The 13,677-nt window shown below is 51.6% G+C and carries 10 protein-coding genes; 2 read left to right on the top strand and 8 right to left on the bottom strand.

What is annotated here, in order from left to right; all coding sequences use genetic code 11:
• Positions 1–165: 165 nt before the first annotated feature.
• The 3 genes from ompF to pncB all read right to left on the bottom strand — a co-directional run bounded on the left by ompF (position 166) and on the right by pncB (position 4,668).
• Positions 166–1,254 (bottom strand): porin OmpF, encoded by a 1,089-nt coding sequence (gene ompF / locus OGV67_RS11710; protein WP_012132994.1) that lies wholly within the window; start codon positions 1,252–1,254, stop codon positions 166–168.
• A 595-nt stretch (positions 1,255–1,849) separates the two neighbouring features.
• Positions 1,850–3,250, bottom strand: coding sequence for an asparagine--tRNA ligase (gene asnS / locus OGV67_RS11715; protein ID WP_024130475.1), 1,401 nt, complete (start codon positions 3,248–3,250; stop codon positions 1,850–1,852).
• Positions 3,251–3,465: 215 nt separating this feature from the next.
• Positions 3,466–4,668: a nicotinate phosphoribosyltransferase gene (gene pncB / locus OGV67_RS11720; RefSeq protein ID WP_071258278.1), complete on the bottom strand. Its 1,203-nt coding sequence runs from the start codon at positions 4,666–4,668 to the stop codon at positions 3,466–3,468.
• Positions 4,669–5,353: 685 nt separating this feature from the next.
• On the opposite strand from pncB, the gene OGV67_RS11725 reads away from it, so the two are divergent.
• Positions 5,354–6,361 (top strand): stealth family protein, encoded by a 1,008-nt coding sequence (locus OGV67_RS11725; RefSeq protein WP_012132987.1) that lies wholly within the window; start codon positions 5,354–5,356, stop codon positions 6,359–6,361.
• Between the two features lie 214 nt (positions 6,362–6,575).
• Positions 6,576–9,188 carry an aminopeptidase N gene (gene pepN, locus OGV67_RS11730; RefSeq protein WP_058668969.1) on the top strand — a complete coding sequence of 871 codons (2,613 nt, stop codon included), beginning with the start codon at positions 6,576–6,578 and terminating at the stop codon, positions 9,186–9,188.
• A 72-nt stretch (positions 9,189–9,260) separates the two neighbouring features.
• On the opposite strand, the gene ssuB is transcribed toward pepN, so the two are convergent.
• Genes ssuB through ssuE form a run of 5 tightly spaced genes read right to left on the bottom strand, consistent with a single transcriptional unit; the run spans position 9,261 to position 13,512 of the window.
• Positions 9,261–10,028: an aliphatic sulfonates ABC transporter ATP-binding protein gene (ssuB, locus tag OGV67_RS11735; protein WP_115614886.1), complete on the bottom strand. Its 768-nt coding sequence runs from the start codon at positions 10,026–10,028 to the stop codon at positions 9,261–9,263.
• Positions 10,025–10,816 (bottom strand): aliphatic sulfonate ABC transporter permease SsuC, encoded by a 792-nt coding sequence (gene ssuC / locus OGV67_RS11740; RefSeq protein WP_012132983.1) that lies wholly within the window; start codon positions 10,814–10,816, stop codon positions 10,025–10,027. The genes ssuB and ssuC overlap by 4 nt, the downstream gene beginning before the upstream one ends.
• 11 nt (positions 10,817–10,827) lie before the next feature.
• Positions 10,828–11,973 (bottom strand): FMNH2-dependent alkanesulfonate monooxygenase, encoded by a 1,146-nt coding sequence (ssuD, locus tag OGV67_RS11745; protein WP_012132982.1) that lies wholly within the window; start codon positions 11,971–11,973, stop codon positions 10,828–10,830.
• A complete protein-coding gene (locus OGV67_RS11750; RefSeq protein ID WP_115614885.1) occupies positions 11,970–12,944 on the bottom strand; it encodes a sulfonate ABC transporter substrate-binding protein in 975 nt (324 codons plus the stop codon). Before OGV67_RS11750 ends, ssuD begins: the two co-directional genes overlap by 4 nt.
• A complete protein-coding gene (gene ssuE / locus OGV67_RS11755) occupies positions 12,937–13,512 on the bottom strand; it encodes an NADPH-dependent FMN reductase (protein ID WP_012132980.1) in 576 nt (191 codons plus the stop codon). Before ssuE ends, OGV67_RS11750 begins: the two co-directional genes overlap by 8 nt.
• Between the last annotated feature and the right edge of the window lie 165 nt (positions 13,513–13,677).

Here is a 13,677-nt window from a genome sequence, read left to right on the forward strand (position 1 = left end):
TACAGAAGGGAAATCCGTAATCAGGTTAACGGCAGATTTACAAAATGCCAACTGTTAGTGACAAAAAGCCTGAGTGTTTTTTTAAGACGCCAGATTTTGCTGGCAGACATAAAAAAACAGGACCGAAGTCCTGTTTTTTAGGCATTTAACAAAGAGGTCTGCTGATTAGAACTGGTAAACGATACCTACAGCAACCGTGTCGTCAGAGCCTACGCCCAGTTTGTTGTCAGAATCAATCTGGTTGATGATGTAGTCAACATAGGTGGACATGTTTTTGTTGAAGTAGTAAGTCGCGCCAACTTCTACGTAGTTGACCAGATCTTCGCTACCCACGCCTTCAACGTTTTTGGCTTTGGACTTGGTGTAAGCGATGGACGGACGCAGACCGAAGTCGAACTGATACTGAGCAACTAACAGGATGTCCTGAGTTTTGTTGGCGAAGCCGCTATTGTTAGTAAGGCCGTTGGTGAAACGGGTAGCGTTACGGGTTTCGCCATAGTTTGCTGCCAGATAGATATTGTTGGCGTCATATTTCAGGCCAGTAGCCCACTGCTCAGCTTTTTCGCCGTTGCCATAGAATGCAGCTTCCTGAGCGTTAGTACGGTCAGCGGCACCGTAAGCACCAACGATACCAAAGCCTTCGAATTCATAGCTCAGAGATGCACCCCAGCCGTCGCCGTTGGAGCGGTTGGCGCTGTCACGCTCGTTTTTGCCCAGGTACTGAACGCCGAAGTTCAGGCCGTCAACCAGACCGAAGAAGTTGGAGTTACGGTAGGTTGCCACACCGCCAACACGGCCAACGAAGAAGTTGTCGCTGTATGCGGTGTCACCACCAAACTCTGGCAGCATATCGGTGTAGCCCAGTGCATCGTAAACGATACCGTAGTTACGACCGTAGTCCAGAGAACCCGCATCGCCGAATTTCAGACCAGCAAATGCCAGACGGGTTTTGTTGCCAGACTGAGCGTCAGAGCCTTCAGAGTTGTTACCCTGGAACTGGTATTCCCACTGGCCATAACCGGTCAGTTGATCGTTGATCTGGGTTTCACCTTTAAAGCCCAGACGCGCATAGGTCTTGTCGCCATCACCTTCGTAGCTGTTTTTGCCGTTGTCTTTAGAGAAGTAGTGCAGCCCTACCGCTTTACCGTAGATGTCCAGCTTGTTGCTGTCTTTGTTGTACACTTCGGCTGCGTTTGCGGCGCCAGCTGCCAGCAGGGCAGGGATTACCACTGCCAGGATATTACGCTTCATCATTATTTATTACCCTCATTGGTTTTTATATGACACCTGCCACTGCCGCCAATAAATTCTGTCAATAAAAATTTACGGAACTATTGATGAGAGTTTGGTGTCTTTATGTGTCTGACAAGCATCTTTCCATTCAAACCACCGTTTCGCTACCGTGAAAGTGCTACAAAGATAAAGAATTAGTTTCAAAAAGAAAAAATGTGTAACTAAATATTTTATTTTTGGCGCTTTGTGAACGACTTCAAATTTCAGGCCAATTTCAGCCACCATTTCCCATTTTTATTTCTATTTATATGATTTCCTTATGTTTAATTTTTCTAAACATAGCACTTACTGCAAATGTGATTGAACGAGGGTGTGATTGATAACTTTTTTCAGACGTCTGGAATGCCGTGCGATTGATTAAAAATTATGCTATCAGGTGAGGAAAAACTAATCCGCAATGATCGGAGGGATTATTTTTTGTACTGAGATGTTGCAATGAAATATCAGGTAACAGGAAGGGAGAACTGAGGGGCTTGTTTTTAGATTTGTTTACTTCTTATCCATAAAACTTGACATTCTGAGAGAGAAAAAGGCCAGCAATGCTGGCCTTTTAAAATCAGAAACTGGCGTTACGTGGAGTACGCGGGAACGGAATCACATCACGAACGTTTTGCACGCCGGTGACATAAGCGATCAGACGTTCGAAGCCGAGACCGAAACCTGAATGCGGAACAGTACCGTAGCGGCGCAGATCGCGATACCACCAGTAATCTTCTTTATTCAGGCCCATTTCCGCCATACGGGCATCCAGTACGTCCAGACGCTCTTCACGCTGGGAACCACCAATGATTTCACCAATGCCCGGCGCCAGAACATCCATTGCCGCCACGGTTTTACCGTCTTCGTTAAGGCGCATATAAAACGCTTTAATGTCTTTCGGGTAGTTTTTCACTACCACTGGCGCTTTAAAGTGCTCTTCTGCCAGATAGCGTTCGTGCTCAGAGGAGAGATCCACACCCCAGTAAACCGGGTTTTCGAATTTCCTACCGCAGTTTTCCAGAATTGTGACCGCATCGGTGTAATCAACCTGGGCAAAGTCTGCATCAATAAAACGTTCCAGACGAGAAATTGCATCTTTATCGACACGCTCGGCGAAGAATTTCATATCATCCGCGCGTTCATCCAGTACGGCTTTGAAGACATATTTCAGCATCGCTTCGGCAAGGCCAGCTACGTCATTCAGGTTGGCAAAGGCGACTTCCGGCTCCAGCATCCAGAACTCAGCCAGGTGGCGGCTGGTGTTGGAGTTTTCTGCACGGAATGTAGGGCCAAAGGTATAGATTTTGGACAGGGCGCACGCATAGGTTTCGCCGTTCAACTGGCCGGATACGGTCAGGAAGGACTCTTTACCAAAGAAGTCTTTATCAAAATCGACTTTGCCCTGGTCGTTACGCGGCAGGTTTTCCAGATCCAATGTTGATACACGGAACATTTCACCCGCGCCTTCGGTATCGGAGGCGGTAATCAGCGGCGTCGAAACCCAGAAGAAACCCTGCTCGTCAAAGAAACGGTGCAGCGCTTGCGCCAGCGTATGGCGCACGCGCGCGACTGCGCCAATCATATTGGTGCGCGGACGCAGGTGCGCGACTTCACGCAGATATTCGATACTGTGGCGTTTCGCCGCCATCGGATAGGTATCAGGATCTTCAACCCAACCGGTTACTTCAACCGTGGTGGCCTGAATTTCAAAACTTTGCCCTTGTCCTGGAGACGCAACGACTTTACCCGTGACGATAACCGAGCAGCCGGTTGTCAGACGCAATACGTCTTCATTGTAATTGGGCAGAGAATTATTAATGACAGCCTGTACAGGATCAAAGCAGGAACCGTCATAAACGGCGAGGAAGGAGATGCCAGCTTTTGAATCTCGGCGGGTACGCACCCATCCGCGCACGGTGACTTCGCTGTCAACGGCTACGCGGCCCTGGAGTACGTCGGCTACAGGCACAACGCTCATAATATTCTCTCTGTTAATAGTCGGAAAAAATAAACACTTGTCCACCCTGCTTGGGGGGATACCTATGTTACCTGGCATCTGCAATCAGACAAGCAGAATTCGCAGCTGGAGCGAAAGATTTCGGAAATAAACATGAAAAGGGAAGCAAAGTCGCGATAAGACGCGCTTTCTGTCGACCGGATAGCGGCGCAAGCGCGTTATCCGGCCAACAATGATTAACTGGCTTTCTTTATATGAGGAAGGTCAAAAGCTTTACGTAATGCACGCACAAAAGCTTTGTCATGACAGATTGTTTTCCCCGGGCTGTCTGACAATTTGGCGACCGGTTTGCCGTTACATTCCACCAGCTTGATGACAATATTGAGCGGCTTCACCTGCGGGATATCGCAGGTCAGACGGGTGCCAATACCAAAGCTCAACTGCACGCGTGAAGAGAAGTGACGATAGAGATCGACTGCTTTCTTCAGATCGAGGTTATCTGAGAAGACTAGCGTCTTACTCAGCGGGTCAATGCCCAGCTTCTGGTAATGGGCGATGGCTTTTTCACCCCATTCAACCGGATCGCCAGAATCGTGGCGTAAACCCTGATAACGCGTGGCAAATTCGGTGCCGAAGTCGCGTAAGAAAGCATCCATCGTGATGCAGTCCGTCAGCGCGATACCGAGCTGGTTAGGGTATTCATTCAGCCAGGCGGCGAGAGCTGCGCGCTGACTGGTTGCCAGATCCGGGCTGATTTGCTGATGCGCCTGGAACCATTCATGCGCCTGAGTGCCCATAGGCGTAAGCGATAGCCGACGGGCGAGATCGTAGTTACTGGTGCCGACAAACCACGGTTCTTGCTGAAGGCGTTTGACGATGGCCTGCTGCACTTCGCGAGAGAAACGGCGACGGGTGCCGAAATCCATCAGATGGAAGCGGGACATATCGAGATCGGCGGTTAATGCAGAGAAATCGACGAGTTTACTCTCCAGCGCATCAAGCGCCTGCGCCACACCCATTTCCGGCGAGCGGTAACGGTGCACCAGTTCGCTGATCACCGCCAACAGCGGGACTTCCCACATGATGACTTCGCGCCACGGACCGGTTAAGCGGATGTTTAGCTTCCCGTTATCGTTGGTCACGCAGACCTGTTCCGGGTTATAGCGGAAGTCACGTAACCAGTTGAGATAATCAGCTTTAAAGAAGGGCAGGCCGGAGAGCCACTGGAACTCGTCCTCCTGAAGTTGCAGGTGTTGCATTGCATTCACCTGCTCGCGAATAGCGTCGGCGTAAATACCGAGCAGGTCGTCACCACGGCAACGAAATTCAGCCGCTACATGCACATCATAGTAGTGGTGAAAAACGGCTTGCTGCATATGCAACTTATAAGCGTCTGTATCCAGCAACGAGTGCAGAACAGGAGAAGCGAATTGTGTCATAGGTGCGCAGTAGCATCCTCTCACGGGAGCGTTTAGTACAATAAACAACTAAGAAAACCGCTGGAGTATACCTTGTTTAGCGATTTATTGAACCCCGATCACAACATAAGCTGTCTTTGCGGTCGAGTGCATTTCGTGCCGCGTGTTATAAAAATGTAGAATGTATGCTATTAACTCTTTGAATTTAATCACTGTTAGCCCCCGATGCCGCGCCCCGAGGGGCTGGTGGAGACAATGTTCATCCCGCCCCCAATAATCAAATTGATCAGATCGTGAAATATCGACGTGTAAGAATCATCTCATCGTTTATTTTTTCTTCAAAAATCATTCTGCATTACCGGATAACAGGGCGATTCTATGACTTCTGTCCTTGATTTCATCTGAATCCGTCATGTATCATTTTCGCGATAAAGTATCGCAGAGCCTGTTCGAACCCAGGAAAACCCTCTATTACCTGGGCTTATCAATATTGAATCTTTATTCTCAAAGGCTTAAAGGGTATGAAAACGTGCCCGGCTGATGCTTTTATTACCTGATTATTTATGCGCGACTCACCGCTCCGGCGGGTTCATCGTCAGGCAATTTAACCGTGCTCATCTTGTTTGCCTTTGCCTTGATGGGGTTAAAAATAGCCTTTCGGACTTGTTATATTTTATGAGCGCAATGATTATTTGAGATAAAAACGATGAGTGATATTGATTTTGTTGTTTTATGGGTTGATTCAACCGATGTAGCCTGGCAAGAAAAGTTTACTGAGTTCAAAGGAAAAGGTAGCCACGGTGAGAGAGCCGTCCACCCTGCGCGGTTCAGGGATATGGGTATCTTTAAATATTGGTTCAGATGTGTCGAAAAATATGCGCCATGGGTAAGAAAAGTACATTTGGTTACCTGTGGACAAATTCCGTCATGGATCAATGTAGAACATGAAAAATTAAATATTGTCTTTCATGATGAGTTTATTCCGTCTGAATATTTACCAACGTTCAACTCTAATACGATAGAGCTAAATCTTCATCGGATAAAAGATCTCAGTAATAAATTTGTTTTATTTAATGACGATACGTTCATTACCTCTCCTTTGCGGGAAGATTTTTATTTTGATAATGGCTATCCTAATGACTTCCTCATCATAAAAAAACAATCACCTAAAAATAAAGACGAGATCATAATGAGGTCGTCAGAATTTCTTAATGTCAGTGTTTTAAATACGCATATTAATAAAAAAACAATAATCAAAGAAAACCGACGTAAATACTATAGCTTACGTTATAAAAAAGGTCTGTTGAAAAATTTTATGAACCGCCGTGCAAGTTATTTTGAAGGCTTCTACGGTAAGCATCTTCCCCAGCCATTCCTGAAAAGTACATTCACTGAGATATGGCAGGCCGAAGAGGAGTTGTTGAAAAAATCATCAAGTAAAAGGTTCAGAGAGCCATTATGTTTAACGCAGTATTTATTCAGGTACTGGCAACTGGCCCACGGTAACTTTAATCCTAAGAACCCGGAAGGGCGTGGAGTATATTTCAATTTGTCGTCCAGTAACATAAACGAGGCCATCAAGACGCTGTCAAATGGCACCGCGCAGGCCTGTTTTAATGACACTGAAAAGTTACACGATTTTGAAAAGGTAACGACTACGCTAAGAAATGCCTTTGAAATGAGGCTTGGTCATAAATCAAGTTTTGAGATTTAAGCCTGTGGTTCTCATTGTACTGGCGATGTGACGTTTTCATTTGGCTGGTGGGCGCCTGAACGGCCTCCGTGATTTTAAACGTGACGCCTTTATGTTATAAAAATGTAGCAAAAAGAGTGTTTGTGTCTGAAAAGATGAACATTCTGCATAGCGCGATTTCGACAACAGGAATAGACTGGAGTCGGGACTCTACAAAAGATGCTAAAGGTTTTTTATGACACAACAGCCACAAGCCAAATACCGTCACGACTACCGTGCCCCGGATTACCAGATTACTGACATTGATTTGACCTTTGACCTGGATGCTGAGAAAACCGTCGTTACAGCACTGAGTCAGGCTGTCCGTCATGGCGCATCTGATGCGCCCCTTCGCCTGAGCGGTGAAGATCTGCGACTGGTATCCCTCCATGTAAACGATGCGCCGTGGACTGACTACAAAGAAGAAGAGGGCGAGCTGGTGATCGGCAGCCTGCCCGAGCGCTTTACTCTGCGCATTGTGAATGAGATCAGCCCGGCGGCGAACACGGCGCTGGAAGGCCTGTACCAGTCAGGCGACGCGCTGTGTACGCAGTGTGAAGCGGAAGGTTTCCGCCACATAACCTGGTATCTTGACCGCCCGGATGTGCTGGCGCGGTTTACCACCAAAATCATCGCCGATAAATCCAGATATCCGTTCCTGCTTTCCAACGGCAACCGTATTGCGCAGGGTGAACTGGATAATGGCCGTCACTGGGTGCAGTGGCAGGACCCGTTCCCGAAACCCTGCTACCTGTTTGCGCTGGTGGCGGGCGATTTCGATGTACTGCGCGATACCTTCATCACGCGTTCTGGCCGGGAGGTGGCGCTGGAACTGTACGTTGATCGCGGCAATCTGGACCGTGCGCCGTGGGCGATGACTTCGCTGAAAAATTCCATGAAATGGGATGAAGAGCGTTTCGGCCTGGAGTATGACCTCGACATCTACATGATCGTGGCGGTGGACTTCTTCAATATGGGCGCGATGGAGAATAAAGGTTTGAACGTCTTTAACTCCAAATATGTGCTGGCTCGCACCGATACGGCGACCGACAAAGATTATCTCGACATTGAGCGTGTTATTGGTCACGAATATTTCCACAACTGGACGGGTAACCGCGTTACCTGTCGCGACTGGTTCCAGTTGAGTCTGAAAGAAGGCCTGACCGTTTTCCGCGACCAGGAATTTAGTTCCGATCTCGGCTCCCGCGCGGTGAACCGCATCAGCAACGTGCGCACCATGCGTGGTCTGCAATTTGCTGAGGACGCGAGCCCAATGGCGCATCCTATCCGCCCGGATAAGGTCATTGAGATGAACAACTTCTACACCCTGACCGTCTACGAGAAGGGCGCGGAAGTGATTCGCATGATCCACACGCTGCTGGGCGAAACGAATTTCCAGAAAGGGATGCAGCTTTATTTTGAGCGTCATGACGGCAGCGCCGCTACCTGTGATGACTTTGTGCAGGCGATGGAGGATGCGTCGAATGTCGATTTGTCTCACTTCCGCCGCTGGTACAGCCAGTCCGGCACGCCGGTTGTCAGCGTACGGGACGACTATAACCCGGAAACGGAACAGTACACGTTGACCATTAGTCAGCGTACGCCTGCGACGGCGGATCAGGCAGAAAAGCAAGCGCTGCATATTCCGTTCGCGATTGAGCTGTACGACAACGAAGGCAACGTTATTCCGTTGCAGAAGGGCGGTCATCCGGTCAATTCCGTGTTGAATGTAACCCAGGCGGAGCAAACCTTTGTCTTTGACAATGTGTATTTCCAGCCGGTGCCAGCACTACTGTGCGAATTCTCCGCGCCGGTGAAACTGGAGTACAAATGGAGCGATCAACAACTGACGTTCCTGATGCGTCATTCGCGCAATGACTTCTCACGTTGGGACGCGGCGCAAAGCCTGTTGGCGACGTATATTAAGCTGAACGTTGCGCGCCACCAGCAGGGGCAGCCGCTGTCGCTGCCGGTACATGTGGCGGATGCCTTCCGGGCGGTTCTGCTGGATGAGAAAATCGATCCGGCGCTGGCGGCGGAAATTCTGACGTTGCCTTCGGTGAATGAGATCGCGGAACTGTTCGAGATCATCGATCCGCTGGCGATTGCCGAAGTCCGCGAAGCGTTGACCCGCACGCTGGCGGCGGAACTGGCAGACGAATTCCTGGCAATCTATAACGCGAATCATCTTGATGAGTACCGCGTTGAACACGCCGACATTGGCAAGCGTACGCTACGCAATGCCTGCCTGCGCTTCCTGGCCTTTGGTGAAACCCACCTGGCGGATACGCTGGTGAGCAAGCAGTACCATGAAGCCAATAATATGACCGATGCGCTGGCGGCGCTGTCGGCGGCGGTCGCGGCGCAATTGCCGTGCCGTGACGCGTTGATGCAGGAGTATGATGATAAGTGGCATCAGGACGGACTGGTCATGGATAAATGGTTTATCCTGCAATCCACCAGCCCGGCGGATAACGTGCTGGAAACGGTGCGTGGCCTCCTGAAGCATCGTTCTTTCAGTATGAGCAACCCGAACCGTATTCGTTCGTTGATTGGCGCATTTGCCGGGAGCAATCCGGCGGCGTTTCATGCTGAAGACGGCAGCGGCTATCAGTTCCTGGTCGAAATGCTGACGGACCTCAACAGCCGTAACCCACAGGTGGCATCACGCCTGATTGAACCGCTGATTCGTCTGAAACGTTACGATGCGAAGCGCCAGGAAAAAATGCGCGCCGCGCTGGAGCAACTGAAAGGGCTGGAAAACCTCTCTGGCGATCTGTTCGAGAAGATTACCAAAGCGTTAGCCTGATAATATTGCCGGATGCGTCCGGCCTACCATTTACGTGTAGGCCGGATAAGCAACAGCGCCATCCGGCATTTTTTAACCGTGCTTGCGTAGCGGAGCCTCATTTTCACCACGTTGCATCACCCGACCCAACACTTCCGCTTCCAGTTCCGCTAAACGTACCGTCCCCAGACGGCGCGGCCTCGCGATATCCACCGTCAAGTCCAGACCAATTTTCCCGTCCTCGATCAACAGAACCCGATCGGCCATCGCCACGGCCTCGCTGACGTCATGCGTGACCAGCAGCACTGTAAAACCGTGCTCTTGCCATAACGAGACGATCAAATCCTGCATTTCCAGCCGGGTCAGGGCATCCAGCGCGCCGAGAGGTTCATCCAGCAGCAGTAATCCCGGCCGGTGGATCAGCGCGCGGGCCAGCGCGACACGTTGTTTCTGCCCGCCGGACAGCGCCGCAGGCCACTCCGTCGCCCGGTTTTCGAGACCGACCGCCGCCAGCGCCTGACGCGCCGCATCCCGCCAGCCGCTTTTCAGACCCAATCCAACATTATCGATCACCGACTTCCACGGCAGCAGACGCGCATCCTGGAACATCATACGCGTGTCGTCCTGGATCTCGGCCAGCGGCGTTGTTCCGGCAAGCAATTCGCCAGCCGTAGGGGATTCCAGACCGGCCAGCAGACGCAGCAGCGTACTTTTCCCGCCACCGCTGCGTCCAACCACCGCCACAAATTGCCCGGCGGGAATATGCAGATCCAACTGGTTCAGCACCGTGTTGTCAGCATATTGTTTGGTTACCGCGTTGAGCAGTAGCGGCGTTCCCTGATTAAGACGAGCGGTATTCATACGGTTGCCTCTTTCGTGTAATAAGCAGGATTCCAGCGCAGCCAGACGCGCTCTAACAGCTGCGCGCTGACGTCGGCGAGTTTACCGAGCAGGGCATACAAAATAATCGCGACCACGACGATGTCCGTTTGCAGGAATTCCCTGGCGTTCATCGCCAGATAGCCGATCCCGGCGTTCGCCGAAATGGTTTCCGCCACAATCAGCGTCAGCCACATCAACCCGAGCGCAAAACGGACGCCAACCATAATAGAGGGCAGGGCGCCGGGGAGGATCACATGCACAAACAGCGGGAAGCCGGATAAGCCATAGCTGCGAGCCATCTCCACCAGACCCCGATCGATATTACGAATCCCATGCCAGGTATTGATATAAATCGGAAACAGCGTTCCCAGCGCCACGAGAAAAATCTTCGCGCTTTCATCAATCCCGAACCATAAAATCACCAGCGGGATCAGCGCCAGGTGCGGCACGTTACGCAGCATTTGTACTGAAGTGTCCAGCAGACGTTCTCCCCACCGCGACAAACCGCTGATCAGCCCCAGCGTCAGCCCGATAGAACCGCCAATTGAAAAGCCGATGAAAGCGCGCCACGAACTAATGGCCAGATGCTGCCAGAGTTCGCCGCTTGCGGAGAGTGTCCAGAATGCCGCGATCACCCCTTCAGGAGAGGGGAGTATGCGGGTTGACAACCAGCCCATCGAAGAGGCTATTTGCCAGACCGCCACGATGCCCACCGGTAAAAACCAGGGGGCAACGCGCAATAACCATTTGTTTGTGGGCGTTGCCATTGGCGTACTCCTTAACTCTGCGCGGCTTTACGGGGGATAAATTCATTGGCAACCGCTTCGCCTTGCTGATGCAGAGGCTGCGGCTGCGGAATTTCCGGGATGGCGACGTCCAGATGCGGGAACAGCAGTTCGCCCACATTGTAGGCCTCTTCCAGATGCGGATAACCGGAGAGCACAAAACTGTCGATACCCAGCGCCGCGTACTCATTAATACGTGCGGCGACGGTCGGGCCATCACCCACCAGGGCGGTTCCCGCGCCGCCGCGCACCAGCCCGACGCCAGCCCACAAGTTAGGGCTGATCTCCAGTTGATCACGCTTACCGTTATGCAGCGCGGCCATCCGGTGCTGACCGACAGAATCCGTTCTGGCGAATGCGGCTTGCGCTTTGGCGATCGTATCGTCATCCAGGTGAGCAATCAGGCGATCGGCCGCACGCCAGGCCTCTTCATTGGTTTCACGCACAATAACGTGCAGGCGGATGCCGAAACGGATTTTACGCCCGCGAGCCGCTGCTTTGGCGCGTACCTGTTCAATTTTCTCTTTTACCTGCGCAGGCGGTTCGCCCCAGGTGAGATAGAGATCGACCTGCTCAGCGGCGAGATCCTGCGCGACATCCGATGAACCGCCAAAATAGAGCGGTGGATACGGTTGCTGAATGGCAGGGAAGAACAGTTTTGCGCCACGAACGTGAATATGTTTACCGTTGAAGTCCACCGTCTCGCCTTGCAGCAGGCGTCGCCATACCTGTGTAAACTCGGATGAGGCTTCATAGCGTTCGGTGTGGTCAAGGAAGACGCCGTCACCGGCCAGCTCCTGCGGATCGCTACCGGTAACCAGATTAAACAGCGCGCGGCCATTGGAGAGTCTGTCCAGCGTTGCGGCCTGACGGGCGGCAACCGTTGGCGACGTGACGCTTGGGCGCAGGGCGACCAGGAATTTCAGTCGCTGTGTGACCGGAATCATTGAGGCGGCAACCAGCCAGGCGTCTTCGCAGGAACGCCCGGTTGGGATCAATACGCCCGTAAAGCCCAGGCGGTCCGCCGTTTGCGCGATTTGTTGCAGGTAACCGTGATCGACCGGGCGCGAGCCTGCTTCGGTTCCCAGATAATGCCCGTCACCGTGAGTAGGTAAAAACCAGAACATATTCAGGCTCATAATTTTGCTCCTTCTTGTTGAGTGGGCTGCCAGATACGCTGGCGAATATCAATTTTTTTCGGCACCAGACGGTTGTCGTAAAACAGATCGGCGGTTTGCTGCTGCAAGGTAGCGACAGAGGCGCTCACCGGCGTAATGGTGGTTGGCGGGCGATGATCCAGATAGGTGGCAATCACCGGTTCAGGCAATCCCATCGTTTTCGCCAGCAGAGCGATACTTTGTTCACGCTGGCTTATCGTTAACGCATCGGCCTGGCTGAAGGTGTCCAGAACGCCCTGAATGAAGCTGCCGTTCTTTTCGGCATAAGGGCGCGCCGCCAGATAGAACGAACCGGTTTGTTTCAGGTCGGTCCCGTCTTTCAGAACGCGAACGCCACCCTGTAACAGCGCAGCGGAATAGTAAGGGTCCCAGATTGCCCACGCATCGACATTCCCTTGCTGGAACGCGGCGCGGGCGTCTGCTGGCGTCAGGTATGTGGCCTGGATATCGGTAAATTTAAGTCCGGCCTGTTGCAGTGCGCGCAACAGCAGATTGTGCGAACTGGAACCTTTCTGGAAGGCGACTTTGTGTCCTTTCAGATCCGCGACGGTTTTAATCGGACTGTTTTCAGGGACGAGAATGACCTCGGCTTTTGGTTTGGGAGGCTCAACGCCAACATAAACCAGGTCCGCCCCGGCAGCCTGCGCAAAAATAGGGGGAATATCGCCGGTACTGCCGAGATCGATACTGCCGACATTCAATGCCTCCAGCATTTGCGGGCCCGCCGGGAACTCAACCCAGGAGATTTTGGTTTGCGGGTAACGCTTCTCCAGCAGTTGGTGGCTTTTCGCCAGCACCATACTGATGCTGCCTTTCTGATAGCCGATGCGCAGTGCGTCAGGCGCTGACTCTGCCGCGTGTGACCAGGCCGAAAGCGAGAGCAATCCGGCCAGCGCCAGCCATTGAGGACGATGTCTGAAAAATTTAAACATGGGCAACGCCTCGTGGTGAATGAATGACGGGAACCGGCACATCGCGGCGGTGCAACGCTTGCCAGAATGTTTCAAGCGCGCTGTCAAGGCGATGTTGTAAATTAGGGGTGAACTGCGGTTTATGCTGGTAATCAATCACCTGGGAATCGTCGGCAAACACGCCGTGCAGGATCTCTTGTGCTTTCAGCGCGCTCAGCACCGGCTTGAGCGCGTAGTCAACGGCCAGTAAATGGGCGACAGTACCGCCGGTTGCCAGCGGTAATACGGCTTTGCCTTCCAGCGCTCGTTCAGGAAGCAGGTCGAGCAACGTTTTTAACGCCCCGGAATAGGCGGCTTTATAAACCGGCGTTGCGACGATCAGTCCGTCTGCATCCTGTAATTGTTCAATAAATGTTTTTAACGCCGGGCTGTCGAAACGCGCATATAGCAAGTCTTCGGGGTCAAAGTTATGCAAATTCCAGTGGCTGACTTCGACGTCCAGACTGTTCAGTTTTTCCCGGGAATATTCCAGTAACGCACTGGAACGAGAGGGAAAGCGTGGGCTTCCCGCCAGAGTGATGACGCGCATAATCTCAATCTCCCCTTATAACTAATTATTCGATTTTCATTAACATTGATAACAATTTGTGCAGTCTGACAGAGAGATTTTGTTTACCGAAATGATTTATGCGGGATAGAAAAGTTGGAAATTGAATAAAAAGAGGACAACAAGGAAAACGATTGCTATTTATTG

Source organism: Citrobacter sp. CK188 (assembly GCF_030333525.1).
Classification (GTDB): domain Bacteria; phylum Pseudomonadota; class Gammaproteobacteria; order Enterobacterales; family Enterobacteriaceae; genus Citrobacter_B; species Citrobacter_B koseri.